Genomic DNA, 16,434 nt, shown 5'->3' on the forward strand with positions numbered 1-16,434 from the left:
CGTTTCAGTTAGCCAGTATTAAAGCATTTTGGCGGGGATGACGGGGATATGTCAATGTTAACTAACGGTTTGGTCATAAAGTGGCTGTGGGGATCAAGCTGATAATTCCCAAAAGGCTCGCAATCTTCAAACCCGTTTTTGGCATATAGTTGACGAGCGGCGTTGAAGTAGCCTTGCGTGCCTGTTTCCAAACTTAACGTTTGGTAACCATTTGCGATAGCAAATTCAATCACAAAAGTGAGTAACTGTGTTGCTACGCCTTTATTACGAAAAGCTGCAACAGTTCGCATAGATTTCAATTCAGCTTCAGTGCTGCTTAATTTTCTTATAGCGACACAGCCAGTTAGAACATCATCTTGCCATGCGCTAAAGAACGTAATGTCAGGTGACTTTAACGCATTAACATCTAAGGCATGCACGCTTTCTGGAGGAGACGTGGCATACATGTCTTTTAAGTGCTCTTCTAGCAGGGCGATAACATCGCCGCTGCTAAGGTCGTCATGTTTAATTTTCATATATAACGTAAATTGACCAACGTGAGTGGTTATTTAAGAAACGTAATACTCAGGGGGTAAACCCATAATTCGCCCTTGTTGGCTTTTATTGCTGCAACAATAGCAAAAATGAAGTTCAGTATGGCGAGTATTACTAAGCCAAACATACCAATAATAATTAACGTAAGCACGCCACAAATAAGTGAGTATATGAACAAGCTAATTAACCAATTAACGGTGACCTTTCCATGCATATCAATATCTTGGTGCTTATCTTTATTCACCGCCCACATAACGATAGGCAGGATAAACCCTAAACCAGGCACTATAATACTGGTTAACTGGCTAAGGTGAATAAGCATGCAATAGGTGTTAAGTGGCATTCCCCAATACTCTTGAACGCTTCCGGTTTCATTACTAGCTTGATTACTATTGTTCATATCATCGCTCATACAACTTTCCTTGTTTAATTATGCTTATTTATATTTATTTGCTTTAACGGCAGTTACTTCGAATTTTTCGAAGGGAATGCCAACATACTCTGTTAAAATAACAAAATCAACGTACTAGCGAGCTGATTGATCGCGATACGTATTTGTTTCTATTCGGAATTAGCATTATGAACCAACAGCAGCCAAATAATCCTCTTCACGGACTTACCCTTGAAAAAATTCTTGTTCGTCTCGTTGAACATTATCAATGGGAAGGCTTGTACTCTGAAATTAGGGTGAACTGTTTTAACAACGACCCTTCCGTTAAATCTTCGCTTAAGTTTTTGCGCAAAACTCAGTGGGCGAGAGACAAAGTAGAAGCGTTATATATTCGTACATTTAGCTAATCTATTTGGGTAATAGGCCAGCTAACTAACAACATCAAAAAGGCTAAGCCTTCTAGCTATCAAAAGGACCAACCATGGATAACGTTGCGCTTTTCGTCGACGTGCAAAATATTTACTACACCACGCGACAAATTCACAAATGCAATTTTGATTACAATCAATTTTGGCGCTTGGCTACCGAAGGTAGAAACGTGGTGAAAGCAGTGGCGTATGCTATTGAGCGCGGCGACACAAAACAGCGAGAGTTTCAAAATATCCTGCGTGGTATTGGCTTTGAAGTGAAGTTAAAACCTTTCATTCAGCGTGCTGATGGTTCAGCGAAAGGCGATTGGGATGTGGGTATAACGATTGATGCTATGGAGTATGCTGAACTCGCTGACACCATTGTGTTTGCTACAGGTGATGGTGACTTCGATATATTGGCCAATAAACTACGAATTGATAAAAACAAAACAGTGGAAGTGTATGGTGTACCTGAACTTACCGCAGCGTCTTTGATCAATGCAGCTAGCAAATACACGCCTATTCAAGGAGATTTACTGCTTCGATAGTGCAGGTTTTACCCATAGAGGTGCATAATAATTAATCATATAAACTTATTTGCATAAAAAATGGGATTTCTATTATTTATCGTCTATTACTTATCTGACTAATACGTTAATCAACAACGACACCATGTGTACATAGTTTTCTTCTATTGCGCGGCAGGTAGCGGTACATTAACAAAGTGAGACGAGCGTTATGGAAGGTAATTTAACCGGAAAGCTGTATCCAGAAAATGAATGTGACAAAGAACCTATCCATCAATTAGGGAGGGTACAGTCTTTTGGTTTTTTTGTCTCGGTGGACAGTGAAGGGGTAATCACTCATATATCTTCAAACGCTGAACTGAGTTGCAGTTTAAATGCGAATGCATTGCTCGGTACTTCCCTGTGGGAACTAATAGGCCGAGAAGCGTCTCATTCGCTTAGGGGGGCTTTACATCAGTCAACCATCATCAATAAACCCTGTCGAATCTATTCGCTTTCTCTTCCAACCATAAATACGCTTTTCGATGTTAGTGTCCATCAAAATGGCATGAATGCAATCTTCGAATTTGAAGAGAGCAATCACACACAGGTGCAAGATAATATTCTCGCAGCCATGATGAATCAGATTACCGGCCCTAAAGATTTGCAAGACCTTTTTGACGTACTAGTAACGGGTATAAAGGTTATTACTGGGTTTGATAGGGTGATGGTTTATCAGTTTCTTGATGACGGTTCGGGAGAAGTCATTGCAGAAATGAAAGAAAGTGATATGTCTTCGTTTTTAGGTTTACGTTACCCAGCATCAGATATACCTAAACAAGCACGCGCTCTGTACAAAAAGAATCTTATTAGATTAATTACTGATGTTAACAGCGAGACGTATCCTATCTTATCTGTAGATGATAAATCTGCGCTATTGGATTTGTCATTTTCTAGGACCCGAGCAGTATCTGAGATACATATACAATATTTGAAAAATATGGGGGTTGGCGCTTCAATGTCAATCTCTATTATTGTTGATGGAGAACTATGGGGGCTGATTGCCTGTCACCACAATACTGCTAGGCATTTAACGGGGCGTACGTTAGAGGAACTAGAATTGTTTGGTGAGTTATTTTCACTAGAACTGGCCAGGCGCTTAGTGATGGAACGCATTATCGTCAGTGAAAGAGCAAATGCTACCTTCGCAAAAGTATTAAGTAACCTTTCTGTCAGTCATTCACTGACCCTAGCCATTGTTGAGCAGTTAGATTTAGTAAAGAACCTTATTGATGTGGATGGGATAGCTTGTGCTTTTAACGGCGAATTTCAGCACAATGGTGCATCTCTTAGCGAGAAAAAAATCAATATCCTTATTGAAGTATTACAACGACGACCTGAAGCTGAATTTTATCAATTAGACAATTTAGTGGCCGCTGATAAGCGATTAACCGATAAGCACGTTGCTGGTGTGTTAGCACTTCAAATATCAAAGCTTCCTTTAGATTATATATTTCTATTCAGAATGTCGGCAGTACAAGAAGTTAGTTGGGCCGGAAACCCACAAAAAAGCCTTTCCAACATGGATACGCGCCAACGATTGACGCCACGAACCAGCTTTGAAAAGTGGATTGAAACGAATGGAGAAAAATCTAATGCATGGACTGCGTTAGACGTTGAGCGTGCTAAGTCTATTAGGCTGGGTATTATGGAATTAACAATTCGTCATTTACACGAAAAAGAAACTTTACAGAGAGAGGCGAACGAACGACTAGAGTTACTCATTGGAGAGCTTAATCACAGGGTTAGAAATATCTTAAATTTGGTAGGCGCCATCATTGGTCAGACATCTCAAAAGAAAGAAAATTTAGATGAGTTTGTAGCTTCACTTTCATCTCGAATATCTGCTCTAGCACTTGGGCACGACCAGCTTACACACTCGTCATGGAACAGCATTAGTTTCAAAACGCTACTAATAAATGAACTTAAAGCTTATATGGTTAATGAAGCGGCGTTTACTATATTAGGGCCAAATATCAAGATTACGTCATATGCGGTAACGCCTATAGTACTGGTATTTCATGAGCTTATAACCAATGCAGCTAAGTATGGTGCACTTAGCGCAACCAGTAGTGATGGCACTGTATCAGTAACTTGGGCGTTAGATAATAATCAAAATATCTTAATCTTTTGGAAAGAATTTGGCGGCCCACCATTAGCAAAAATGGACACTGATGGTTTTGGAATGACTGTTATCAAATCAGTTATTCCACATGAATTAGGCGGAGAAGTTAAGTTCAGCCCCCAACTGTCGGGACTCCAAGCACAATTTACTATACCTAAGAAGTATATAGAAGTTTGTAAGGGCGAAGAAGTCCAGTATCCACCAGAAGATACACCTAAGGTCACTACCAACACGCGTTTAGTGGCCAGCGACGATAACCACAGAGCTACGTTGGGTAGGGCGTTTGTCATTGAAGATAATTTGTTGATTTCTCTAGATTTACAAAAGAAATTGCGGCGTGTTGGGTTTAAATATATAGATGTATATGGGGATGTAATCGCTGCGAAGGCGGCGTTGAAGAAAGTTACTCCTCAAATAGTATTTCTTGATGTTCATCTAGGGGAAGAAAACTCGTTCAATTTAGGTGAAGAACTCAAAAAGCAATCCATCCCTTTTTTGTTTATCACGGGATATGGTGCCGGAATAGCGCTGCCCGAACCAATTAAAGACGTTGATGTGCTAACTAAGCCTGTTGATAGTCAAGTGTTACAAAAAGCTGTCATGAAAAATATTGGCGAGGTTTTAGCGAATGACTGAATTACCCAAAGTAAAAGTGCTTATAGTAGAAGATCAGACAATAGATGCATTAAATGCCAGCCGTTATGTTGAATCTTTCGGAATGAGTGTCTTGGGAATAGCAAAAACGGCTGAAAAAATATTTTCAATTTTTGATAAATGCCTACCAGACATTATTCTCATGGATATTAATTTAGGAGGTGAAGAAACAGGCATTGAGATAGGAGAAGCCATAGTTGGTACGTATGGTATACCTATTATTTTTACTACCTCCTACAGCGATGACAATACTATTGCTGGCGCATTAGCAATTTCTCCTTATGGCTACTTAGTCAAGCCTTATGGGAGCGCATCTCTTGAAACCGCAATGCGGGTTGCAATAGAGCGCAGAAGAATTGAAGACGATATCCGAGAATCTAATTCAAGGTTTTCTATGGCATCTAATGTTGCAAAACTAGGTGTGTTAGAAGTTGATGAAGCCTCAAACTCTATTTTCATCAATGGCGTAGAAAACTTATACACTTTTCCTAGTAAAATGAGTATTGATAATTTTTACAATTTATTTCCTAGTGAAGAAGTGCCAAAGCTGAAAGAGGCTGTTAAAACTAAGTCTAGCTACCGCTCACTCCTACAAGTTCAAACCGATGAGCAAAATACGCATTGGTTCCAAGTGGTACTCTCTGATGTCATCTTGGCTGAAGGGAGCGTTCAAGTTGGTGCGATTCAAGATATTTCGAAAGTCCAACATATTGAAACGAAGTTAACGGTTGCAGATAAAATTATTAGCGAGGTGCAAGAAGGAATTTTAGTCTGTGATGATACTGGGAAGATTATTAAGGCCAATGATGCGTTACTAATCATGTTGGAAAGAAAAAGAGACGAAGTACTCTCAAAGGATATTCTCTCTATATTTCCTAGTGATAGGAAAAATGATGTAAAACCAGATTTTCTTATGGATGGGAAGCAAACCGAGCTTTCTATTGTCTCAAAAGATAAACAACGTCGTTATTTGATGATGTCAGTAGCGACACTTTATCAAGATTCACCTAAACAATTTCATGTAGCGATACTTACCGATATAACAAAACTTAAAACATCGGAAAAGCAGTTAAAGTACTTAGCCTTTACCGATGCACTTACAGGCGCAGGTAATCGAAACTATTTAAATAATATTGTTGAACGGTACACGGAAAGTCTCGCACCTTGTGCAATTGTCTTCATTGACATAGATGAATTTAAGCTAATTAATGATTCCCACGGTCATGATGTAGGTGATCAAATACTTAAAGCGTGTGTCAGCCGTTTGAGATCAATTATTAGGGAAGATGACTATATCATCCGTTTTGGCGGTGACGAATTTATTATTATTACGACATCTACCTTAGATAGTGAGCTGGAAAGCATTACAAATAGGTTAAAAGGTATTTTTTCTACCCACTTTAAAACCACTGTTGGTGATTTTAAAGTGACTGCGAGTATAGGTGTGGCTGTTTCTTCTGGCAGTATGTCAGCTGGAAACTTGTTAAAGAACGCGGATATTGCAATGTATTCAGCAAAACAGGTAGGCAAAAATAATGTAGTAACATTTGACGAAAGTTTATCTAAAGATATTGAGTATCGCCTTTTTATACAACAAGGGTTAAATCACGCTATTTCTTCAAGAGAGATAAGCGCTTATTTTCAGCCGATTGTAGACGCTCAAGGTCATGTTATCTCGTTAGAAGCCCTTGCTCGCTGGCATGTGCCTAGTCACGGAACAATAAGTCCAGATAAATTTATCCCCATTGCAGAACGAACTCAGCAAATACATGAAATTGGACTTCATATGTTAGAAGAGGTGTGCATTGCCCTTAAAACACTTAAATCATGCGGGTTCGACAATATAAAAATAAATCTCAATATGTCTGCTGTACAGTTACAAAAGAGTTCTGTGGTTGAAGCTTTTACTGACATGCTGTTGGCGCACAAAATAGATACGTGTGACGTCGTACTTGAAATAACTGAGTCTACGCTACAAAACTACAGAGCAAGAGCGACATTAACTAAGCTGAAAAAAATGGGTTTTAAAATATCTATAGATGACTTCGGTACAGGCTTTTCCTGTATTTCAGAATTGGCAGACGATATTTATGATGCGATTAAAATAGATCGTTCGTTATTACCCACGTTTCCGCTAGACAACAACAGTGCAACAAGAAGATCCATTATTATTGAAAATGTGATCAAGCTGTGCAATTCACTTGAAATGCCATGTACTTTGGAAGGGCTAGAAACGCACGAGCAGGTTCACTTTGCGAAAAGTATTGGTGTATCTGCGATGCAAGGGTATCACTTTGCAAAGCCACTTAATTTAGTGGGGTTAATGGAATACCTTCAAAGCTGTCAAAAAGTGAGTGCAGTGACTGAGCGTTAGCCTTACAATTTTAGTATATTCAGGTATTAAATAAAGACTGGCTACTATGATTTCTCAGCTTCCTAAGTGGGTAGAGTTCGGCGCATTTATCTTAGCGCTGGTGGCTGGGTATGTGAATGCGATTGGACTACTTGGGTTTGACCATCAATCTGTCTCGCATCTATCGGGTACTGCAACCCTTTTAGGTACTGGTGTTTACCAAGGCTCTTTGCAAAATGCACTGCATCTTGTAGGGGTTTTGCTTTCTTTTCTTGCAGGCGCTTCCATTGCTGGTTTCTTACTGCATGGTTTTACATTGAAACTTGGCCGGCATTACGATACTGCCCTTGTGATAGAAGCGCTTTTATTGCTTATTGCCTTAGCGTTTTTGTATAACGAACAGTTCATTGGCCATTTTTTTGCCTCAGCGGCTTGCGGGCTTCAAAATGCGTTAGCTACCACCTATAGCGGCGCTATTATTCGCACCACTCACGTTACTGGTATTTTCACCGATTTAGGTATTATGCTTGGAGCCCTGTGTCGAGGGGAAAAGCTAGATACTAGAAAAACCAAGCTATTCTTGTTAATTATTATCGGTTTCATTTTTGGTGGCACAGCGGGGGCAATTCTGTTTGGCATGTTTCAGTTCTTTTCGCTTATTGCGCCAGCTGGCGTATGCCTAGTGATAGCGATGATTTACAACGTCTATTTGCGAAAAGCGGTATAAGTGAAACATTAGCAAAGGTAAACGTTAAAAAAGGCCGCGGACATTAGCGGCCTTGTTTGGGTCTATTTTAAAGATTATTTATGCGCTAGATGTGGCTTAACAGCACCATAATGGATACAAGCAAGTACTGGACATGCAAGTAACACAGACAAACCAAAGGTGTGTGGCGCAAAATAAATAACCAAGGTGTTTAGTGCAGCTAACATGGCGAAAGCACTAGGCTGTGCAGAAACAATCGAAAAGGTTGTTGCCATACTTTGTTTAAAAGTACGTTTAGCTATCAACATTAGTGGTGCAACAAACAGAAATAGCATAATAAATGGCACTGCCGATGAGAATAGTAAACCTAATGTGTGGGCGCTTATATCAATAAGCTTTTGGAATAAAAGCAAATCTACACCGTTACTACCAAGTAGTACCCAAGAGAACAAAAGCTGACTTAAAAACGGCAGCAAAAGGAGAGGGCTAATAAGTAGAAATTTTCCCCACGATGCATTGCTTATTGCAGAAAACGACCATACTTTCCCTTTTGTCGCCAAGTTATGAATACATAGCCAAGTAGCGCCAATAACAGGCACCATTATCCATTTTGAAAGCATTATGGACATGGGCGCGGCTAGTAGGGGATCAGGTATTAGTTGCGCAGGTAATAGCTGTATAATACCTTCAATAATTAACGGGCTCAGCATAAGAACAAATAATGAAAAAGGGGCTTGCTTAAATAATTGCCAACCTTGTTGAAGCCAGGCCCTGTTATCTAAACGCCCTGTATTTATCCCATAGGTATTGTTTTCGTGTGTTTGGGTGGCTTGTAACGCTAACTCATTTTGATTGCCTGAAGTGTGTGCCGTCATCGTGATCCCCTGTATATGCTTTGGTGATTATTAATTAACCTTCAAAGCTATAGTCATGGGCAAAAGATAAAAATTACAAAATGATTGGAAAATAATCTAATTACAGTCTGAAATTTATTTAATGCTCTGAAATTCCTGGCTTTATTGTTATCTTTTTTATTTTAGAAGTTATTCATAAGGACGTGTTAATGAAAGCGATGGCGAGACTGGCGATTCTTTTCAATGTGCTTTTAGTGTCTTCTTGCTCTGACAGCCCCCAACAAGCAGATACGACATTTGAACCCTACGAGCGATCAGCGACTTACACCTCAAATGCTAGCCCAGTGGTACTGGTTGATGAATCTCACCACAATTTTCTCACCATCAATAATCGTTTCAAACCCTTTGCTCAGGTGTTACACAGCGACGGAGTCACGGTTGAATCAAACAAGGTAAGTTTCAGCCAACAGGCCCTTAAAAATGTGGATATTCTTGTTATCGCCAACGCCCTTGATAAAAAGCGAAGCAACTGGCAACCCCCGTTCAACCAAGCGCTGACTAATGATGAAGTATCTGTTGTTATTGCATGGGTACGAAATGGCGGCTCACTTTTTCTTATTGCCGATCACGCCCCTTTTCCGAAAGTAATAGAAAGCCTAGCAACAGCGTTGGGCTTCACTTTTACTAATGGCCACGTCAAAGCAACACTATTTAGCAAGGCCACGGGTACGCTGATTAGCCATGCAGTAACCTATGCGCATGAAGATGCTAAGCAAGATGATAATTTTAGCGCTAATGTTAATTCTGAAGCGAAACCCCCAAACCATGTCGAACTTCCTGTATTTATGCAAGAAAGTCAAAATGGCGCATTCACATCACTATTAAACAGTCAGTTGCACGCAAAAGAAGTGATACAAGTTAAAACTTTCGGCGGCGCTGCCTTTTTACCACCACAAGAAGCAACTTCACTGTTAACCCTTGGGCCACGTACTGTATCTATTGAGCCAGAAGTTCCTTTTGAAATAACGTCAAGCACGCGTCGAAGAGCCATCGAAGGCTGGAGTCAAGGTGCCTTGTTGGTATTCGGTAAGGGGCGGGTTGCAGTGTTTTCTGAAGGCATGATGTTTTCTTCTCAAATCGATACGCGTACGGGAGATAAACATGGTATGAGGTCGGTGGGGGCTGAACAAAACGAACGATTTTTACTTAACATTATTCATTGGCTAGCGGGTTAATCAGAGCTGACAAAAAAGTTGAGTAGCGCATAGATGCAAACTCAATGTCAGCTCCGTAATAACAATCAGGGCTTTAGCACTAACGAGTTAATTCTTGTCTAATGATTTCAGCACCTGCACTCAATGCATCGAGTTTTCCACGTGTTACATGTTGTGATAACGGCACCATGCCACAGTTAGTACAAGGGTATAGTTTGTCAGCATCAACGAACTGTAAGGCCTTTCTTAGGGTATTAGCGACTTCTTCTGGTGTTTCAATAGCATTGGTGGCTACGTCTATAGCACCAACCATCACTTTTTTCCCACGAAGCAGCTCTATTAACTCCATGGGAACCCGAGAATTTTGACACTCTAGTGAAATAAGGTCGATAGAGGACGATTGCAGTTTTGGAAAAATTTCTTCGTATTGTCTCCATTCATCACCTAATGACTTTTTCCAATCGGTGTTGGCTTTAATCCCATAGCCGTAGCAGATATGTACGGCAGTTTCACATTTTAACCCTTCTGCAGCACGTTCAAGTGCCGCAATGCCCCAGTCATTCACTTCATCGAAAAATACATTGAAAGCAGGTTCATCAAACTGAATAATATCAACGCCAGCAGCTTCTAGCTCTTTGGCTTCTTGGTTTAATATTTTCGCAAATTCCCAGGCAAGCTTTTCACGACTTTTATAGTGGCTGTCGTAAAGGGTATCTACCATCGTCATTGGGCCGGGGAGTGCCCACTTAATCGGTTGGCTAGTTTGTTGACGTAAAAATTTGGCATCATCGACAAACACAGCTTTTTGACGAGTAACCTCACCAACCACCATAGGCACACTGGCATCATATCTATCACGGATTTTTACCGTTTTACGCTGCTGAAAATCAACACCGTTTAAATGTTCAATAAAGGTGGTAACGAAGTGTTGTCGAGTTTGTTCACCATCGCTAATGATATCAACGCCAGATTGTCGCTGGTTAAGTAACGAAAGACGTAAGGCGTCTTGTTTGCCCTGAGTCAGCTCATCACCGTCTAATTTCCAAGGTGACCAAAGTGTTTCAGGTTGCGCAAGCCAAGAAGGTTTAGGAAGACTGCCAGCAATTGAAGTAGGTAATAATTTTTTCATAATATGTACTACACGTTTGAATGAGTTAAAGGGCGCAGTTTGCAGACCATTGTTGAAGAATATTGTGGTAAGGCTTGATGAAATTCTCTTCCACGAACTTACCTTGTTGAGCCGCTAAGTGATTGCGTTCTTCTCGGTCATATTCTATTTGTGTGAGTGAATGATCTTGGTGTTTTAAATTCGGCTGATACACTCTACCTGCGACCGCGTTTGCATTATAAATCTCAGGGCGATAAATCTTTTGAAAGGTTTCCATGGTGCTAATCGTGCTTATCAATTCAAGGTTGGTATAATCGTTTAGCAAGTCACCAAAATGATAGAATGCCAAAGGTGCAACGCTATTAGGCGGCATAAAATAGCGAACCTGCAGCCCCATTTTTTGGAAATACTGCTCGGTTAACGATGCGCTATTAGGCTGGTATTCAAAACCTAATACAGGGTGCTGATTTTCCGTTCTTTGGTAAGTTTTGTTTTCCGACACACTCAGGCAAATAACAGGTAACTTACTGAAACTTTCTTTGTAAACGTCCGAGTTCACGAATGCTTTAAACATCTTCCCGTGCAAATCACCAAAATCATTGGGAATGCTAAACTGGTCTCGGTCTTTGTTATGCTCAGATAAGATCACGCTAAAGTCGTAATCTCGTACATAAGACGAAAAGTTGTTCCCCACAATTCCTTCAATGGTTGTATTGGTTTTGCGATCAAGAATATTGGTTTTTAGTATTTCAATGGTAGGAAAAGTACAGCCGTTACCTTCAACATCAATATCAACCGAAATGATTTCAAGCTTTGCCGAATAACGATCGCCGCTAACATTGTCCCAATACGCTAGAGCATTAAAACGATTGTCTATCATCTGTAATGCGTTTCGAAGATTATCCTGGCGTCGTCTACCTCTAGCCAAGTTAGCAAAGTTAGTAGTGATGCGTGTGTTGTCAGATGGACGATAGTTCTCATCAAAACAAACGCGCTTAAGCGAAAAAGTAAAAGTGTTATTCATGGTGATCTGACATTCCATTTGTGAACATAAACCGAAATTTTCCGCTCACTCAAACCAATGTAGTGAAAGCGCCGTTACCTACTACAATTTAACGGTAACGTCTCGGTAGAAGTGAACTGAGCGGTATTTATACGTAAATCATTCCATGAATAAAAATGATTTAATTTCATTTAATAATGATTTTTGCTCATGTTTTAAGTGTCGGTTAATAATTATTTTGGATGATAGTAGGCAAGCTGGTGAAGCGTTGGAACTCTGTAGTTAAAAAAATGGACTCTTTAAATCTTTATAACATTTGAGAATCATAGTTTCTTATACAGTCCATTTAAACGATGTTAAATGGACTATATAGTTTTTAATCTTAAGCAATGAATGCTTTACGAGTTGCTGAAAATAACGTCCTCACGTCGTAAGGTGAAAGCAGAGAGTATCACTCTATAGTGGGTTGCTCTTTATCGTGAATTTTTTTACGTATTAGAGATCCCTTAAGTACGTTACTCGCTACAATTTTACATTTATTGAGTAATCTTGCTAGTAAAGAAAAAATAAGCCAGAGGAGTTTAAATGGGGCTAGAAAAGCTGTTATAGATCTGCGCTTGTCGTTACTTTCACGTTTATCAAAGCCAAATAGCTTTGTTGTTGAATTTGCAATTTTAAGACCTGCAATTACTGAAAAAAATATAAAAAACAGCCATCTATAGCTATAATCAACTCTTACTGCCTTTAGTTGCTCAGACCGTTTTTGCATTTGCTTCTTGTTCATTAGTAGCATAGGTACAATACATTCATTAGCAATGGCAAGTGGTCTAGTTATAACATCTACATTTTTTCCATTTAACTCAGATCTTGCATTACAATAAATTGCGGGAGTTATTTGGCAAATGTGAGACTCTTTCACATATTGTTGAGAATTTTTTGAAATATGAGTCACAGGGCACATTACATCATTATAAGCCATTAGCTCATTTCTAATCTGGTCAATCACATGAGCATCGATCGCAGACCATTTCGGGGAATAGTAGTCTTTTACAGTATCTGCCCCCAAAGAAATATACACCTTATGGTGATAAGCCATGTTTTCATTTATGACCGGTTGAATGTAAGAAGCCCAATCGCAAGATACTAAATCCATCTTATTTTTACGACATAAGGTATCGTAATCTTTTACTTGTTCAAGCAAATACGAATGGGCTCTTTTAGATAATAGATCTTTTTCTGAGTAATCAGACTTTGAACCCGAAACATTCAACTCATAAACAAAGAAAACGGCTGTTAGCAGTGCAAATAGATACCATAGATGATCAAACGCTTGTCTAAATCGTTCTTGCAACCCCAATGAATCTACAATTATTAGTGCTAAGCTCCATCCAACTAAAACCCCCATAACTAACAATGGAATGTACCCTATAGTACTGCCCAGCCTACCAGCTTCGCTAATTCCGTAAGAGTCTGGTAAATAGTTTATATTTGGAATGAATCCGAGGATTGATAAGAATCCCGGACTAAACATAAGAAGTAACACTGTAACTACTCCTTTTTTTCTAGCAATTATGTATCCACATATTGGAAGTAAAAAGCAAAGTAAGAGTGATATTAAAATAAGTGCACTAAGAGGAACTAGAGCCGCTTCTGATGGAGACCAATAACTCCCGTTTATAAAACCAGCTTCATTTATAGTAATGAAATTACTACTGTTTAGCCCTAGTCCATCTAAAATTTGCTGTAAGTTATAAGCTGCACCATACAAAAACAATGCATATGGTATTAGAAATGTTGACATTCTTCACCGAGTTGGCTGTATAAATGTACAGCTTATTGTTTAGGTTAACTTAATGCAACTAACAATTAGCTATCCGAACTTTTAAAGTGTCTATTGCCATTGCATGAATTAGAATTTTTTGTAAGGAGCTTGGAATTTTAATTAGCAAAAAAGAAAGACACCTGATTTTATCTGTTACACTCATTTTTAATAGAGCAACAGTAATAATCAATAATCAATAATCAATAAAGTTAGATATCTATGACAGCACAATCCAACAACATCGTTGATTTTCAACTCCATACATTAGGCTGGAAAGCATTCCAAGATCTTTCGGTTACCATAATGACGGATATTTTTGGGCACGATGTACAGTCTTTTTTCGATTCACATGATGGTGGTAGAGATGGTGCATATCATGGTGTCTGGATAGATAAACCGAATAAATCTAAATCAGGTTCATTTACTGCCCAGTGTAAGTTCTCCTCTGATTATAAAGCAGGAATAAAAGTCTCTGATTTAAAAGATGATATAGAAAAAGCAAAAAGGTTGGCTGCAAAAGGTCTTGCTAAATATTATGTGTTATTCACAAATACCCAGTTAACGGGGTATCAAGATGAGTCTCTACGTGCAGTTTTTGAAGGTATCGATGGAATAGAGTATTTCGCTGCATACGGGAAGGAACGAATCTCTCAGCTTATAGTTGAGTCACCACGACTAAGAATGCTTGTGCCAAGAGTTTATGGATTAGGCGATTTAAGCCAAATTCTTGATGAGCGAGCAGGAGAGCAAGCAAAAGCAATTTTGAATTCGTTAGGTAATGATATTTCAAAGTTTGTATTAACCGATGCTTTTAATAGAAGTGCTAAGGCTTTAGTTGAGCATGGCTTTGTTTTGTTGCTAGGTGAGCCAGCATGTGGAAAGTCAACCATTGCTGCATCTTTGGCATTAGGCGCGCTAGATGAATGGGGATGTAATACGTTTAAATTATGTTCAAGTGATGAATTTATACGTCATTGGAACCCAAATGAGCCGAAAAGACTGTTTTGGATAGATGATGCTTTTGGGGCTACTCAAGTTGATTGGAGTGCTACATTTGCATGGGCAAGAACTTTTCCACATATTGGTACTGCTATTAAAAACGGCGCCAAAGTTATATTTACATCACGAGATTACATATATCAAAGTGCAAAAGGTGATTTGAAAGAAAGCTCTTTGCCTGTGATGAAAGCTTCTCAGGTCGTAATTAATGTTCAAGATATATCTCAACATGAAAGAGAACAGATATTATACAACCATATTAAGTTGGGAAATCAACCTCTGAGTTTTAAAAAAGAAGTTAAGCCCTTTTTAATAGATATTGCCAACAATGAGAAGTTCACCCCAGAGATAGCAAGAAGACTTGGAGATAAGTTTTTCACGAAAGAACTTAGAGTTAGTAAATCAACATTGGTTAACTTTGTTGAAAGCCCTGTTGAGTTTCTTTTAGATGTTTTATCAACTCTAGATAAACAAAATATCTCAGCTCTTGCGGCCATTTTTATGAGGGCTGGAGCATTGGCAAGCCCGATTGAGTTAGCTGAAAGTGAATTGAATGCATTGAAACTACTTGGGGGAACACTTGATGGGGTAATTTCCTCACTCAAGTTTTTAGAAGGCAGTTTAACTTCCCAAAGCTTTGAAGAAGGGCAATATATCTGGAGATATAAACACCCAACTATTAGAGATGCCTTTGCTCAATATGTAGCTGATGATGTTGAATTACTTGATATCTACTTAGGCGGTGCACCTTTAGAAGTGTTATTTCAAGAAGTTGCATGCATAGATATTGAAATGGATGGCGTAAAAGTAATTGTTCCTGAGTCTCACTATTTCCTTGTCATAAATCGTATGAAAACCTTCGAAATTAATACCTGGTATAACAAAAGAGCAGTTAGGCATTTTTTAGCGAAAAAATGCAATCATAAGTTCCTATCAGTTTATTTAAAGGAGAATCCAGATTTCCTAGAAAGTCTAACGATTGATCATTCAGTGTGGTTAGATCCAAATTTGGAAGTAATTTCTAAACTCTTTAATATAGGCTTGCTCCCTGAAGAAAGAAGAATTGCAGTAGCACAGTCATTGCATAAACTTGCAATTGAAGAACATGACACACAATTTGCAAAAGATGATGTCAAAATCTTACTATCTGAATCTGAATTATCATCTATTCAAATAAATATAAAAGAAAAAGTTATAAATAATATAGAGTGTATTATCGATGATTTATCTTCTGATTATGATGAAGAATCAGAACCTGAGGATTATTTTTCTGATTTGGATTACGCAATTAATGATTATGAAGAAATTTTTTCAGGCGATGATGAGATTTGTACGCAGTTAGCTGTTGCAAAGGGTTGGATAAAAGATGAAATAAAAGAAATGGCCACAAAGTGGGCTTATGATCCGAATGATGTATTTGAAAGAGAGCACCTTTCAATTTCAACTCATAATGAACGTTCAATATTTGATGATGTTGATAATTAAATCTGATTTTACTAACTTAGAGATAACATTAAAAGTTTGCGTCAACCAATATTGACTAAGTCATTAAATAATAAAGTTTATGCTAATCCTATCTCGTTCAGCGATAAAAGTAACATTTCTAGGCTATCAAAAAATGAGTTATTTGAATATCTCAAAACCTCCAGAGTATGTTGATAAAAGCCATCCATTCGATATAACTCTTCGATGTAA

13 protein-coding genes are annotated in these 16,434 nt (G+C 38.7%); 7 read left to right on the forward strand and 6 right to left on the reverse strand.

The window, feature by feature from the left end; translation table 11 throughout:
- Positions 1 to 8 precede the first annotated feature (8 nt).
- Both ALT761_RS08630 and ALT761_RS08635 read right to left on the reverse strand, forming a co-directional pair.
- Positions 9 to 515, reverse strand: a complete 507-nt coding sequence (locus tag ALT761_RS08630) for a GNAT family N-acetyltransferase (RefSeq protein ID WP_129738022.1) — start codon at positions 513 to 515, stop codon at positions 9 to 11.
- 29 nt (positions 516 to 544) lie between these two features.
- A complete protein-coding gene (locus ALT761_RS08635) occupies positions 545 to 946 on the reverse strand; it encodes a DUF4870 domain-containing protein (protein WP_013784338.1) in 402 nt (133 codons plus the stop codon).
- A 167-nt stretch (positions 947 to 1,113) separates the two neighbouring features.
- Here ALT761_RS08635 and ALT761_RS08640 point away from each other — a divergent pair, with 167 nt between their 5' ends.
- The 5 genes from ALT761_RS08640 to ALT761_RS08660 all read left to right on the forward strand — a co-directional run bounded on the left by ALT761_RS08640 (position 1,114) and on the right by ALT761_RS08660 (position 7,760).
- Positions 1,114 to 1,332, forward strand: coding sequence for a VF530 family DNA-binding protein (locus tag ALT761_RS08640; RefSeq protein ID WP_013784337.1), 219 nt, complete (start codon positions 1,114 to 1,116; stop codon positions 1,330 to 1,332).
- Between the two features lie 74 nt (positions 1,333 to 1,406).
- Positions 1,407 to 1,883 (forward strand): LabA-like NYN domain-containing protein, encoded by a 477-nt coding sequence (locus tag ALT761_RS08645; RefSeq protein ID WP_129738024.1) that lies wholly within the window; start codon positions 1,407 to 1,409, stop codon positions 1,881 to 1,883.
- A gap of 190 nt (positions 1,884 to 2,073) precedes the next feature.
- Positions 2,074 to 4,662 carry an HWE histidine kinase domain-containing protein gene (locus ALT761_RS08650; RefSeq protein ID WP_129738026.1) on the forward strand — a complete coding sequence of 863 codons (2,589 nt, stop codon included), beginning with the start codon at positions 2,074 to 2,076 and terminating at the stop codon, positions 4,660 to 4,662.
- Positions 4,655 to 7,054, forward strand: coding sequence for an EAL domain-containing protein (locus ALT761_RS08655; protein WP_129738028.1), 2,400 nt, complete (start codon positions 4,655 to 4,657; stop codon positions 7,052 to 7,054). Before ALT761_RS08650 ends, ALT761_RS08655 begins: the two co-directional genes overlap by 8 nt.
- A gap of 46 nt (positions 7,055 to 7,100) precedes the next feature.
- A complete protein-coding gene (locus ALT761_RS08660; RefSeq protein ID WP_129738030.1) occupies positions 7,101 to 7,760 on the forward strand; it encodes a YoaK family protein in 660 nt (219 codons plus the stop codon).
- A 74-nt stretch (positions 7,761 to 7,834) separates the two neighbouring features.
- Here the strand turns inward: ALT761_RS08660 and ALT761_RS08665 are convergent, their stop codons facing one another.
- The gene (locus tag ALT761_RS08665) at positions 7,835 to 8,614 is read right to left on the reverse strand and encodes a hypothetical protein (RefSeq protein ID WP_129738032.1); all 780 of its coding nucleotides are present in this window, start codon (positions 8,612 to 8,614) and stop codon (positions 7,835 to 7,837) included.
- Between the two features lie 188 nt (positions 8,615 to 8,802).
- Between ALT761_RS08665 and ALT761_RS08670 the strand changes: the two genes are divergently transcribed.
- Positions 8,803 to 9,828 (forward strand): DUF4350 domain-containing protein, encoded by a 1,026-nt coding sequence (locus ALT761_RS08670; RefSeq protein ID WP_129738034.1) that lies wholly within the window; start codon positions 8,803 to 8,805, stop codon positions 9,826 to 9,828.
- Positions 9,829 to 9,907: 79 nt separating this feature from the next.
- On the opposite strand, the gene ALT761_RS08675 is transcribed toward ALT761_RS08670, so the two are convergent.
- The 3 genes from ALT761_RS08675 to ALT761_RS08685 all read right to left on the reverse strand — a co-directional run bounded on the left by ALT761_RS08675 (position 9,908) and on the right by ALT761_RS08685 (position 13,719).
- Positions 9,908 to 10,936, reverse strand: a complete 1,029-nt coding sequence (locus ALT761_RS08675) for a methionine synthase (RefSeq protein ID WP_129738036.1) — start codon at positions 10,934 to 10,936, stop codon at positions 9,908 to 9,910.
- A gap of 25 nt (positions 10,937 to 10,961) precedes the next feature.
- Positions 10,962 to 11,939, reverse strand: coding sequence for a DUF1852 domain-containing protein (locus tag ALT761_RS08680; protein ID WP_129738038.1), 978 nt, complete (start codon positions 11,937 to 11,939; stop codon positions 10,962 to 10,964).
- A 430-nt stretch (positions 11,940 to 12,369) separates the two neighbouring features.
- Positions 12,370 to 13,719: a hypothetical protein gene (locus ALT761_RS08685; protein WP_129738040.1), complete on the reverse strand. Its 1,350-nt coding sequence runs from the start codon at positions 13,717 to 13,719 to the stop codon at positions 12,370 to 12,372.
- A gap of 240 nt (positions 13,720 to 13,959) precedes the next feature.
- On the opposite strand from ALT761_RS08685, the gene ALT761_RS08690 reads away from it, so the two are divergent.
- Positions 13,960 to 16,224 (forward strand): hypothetical protein, encoded by a 2,265-nt coding sequence (locus ALT761_RS08690; RefSeq protein WP_129738042.1) that lies wholly within the window; start codon positions 13,960 to 13,962, stop codon positions 16,222 to 16,224.
- Positions 16,225 to 16,434: the final 210 nt, after the last annotated feature.

The organism is Alteromonas sp. 76-1 (genome assembly GCF_900654235.1).
GTDB lineage: Bacteria > Pseudomonadota > Gammaproteobacteria > Enterobacterales > Alteromonadaceae > Alteromonas > Alteromonas naphthalenivorans.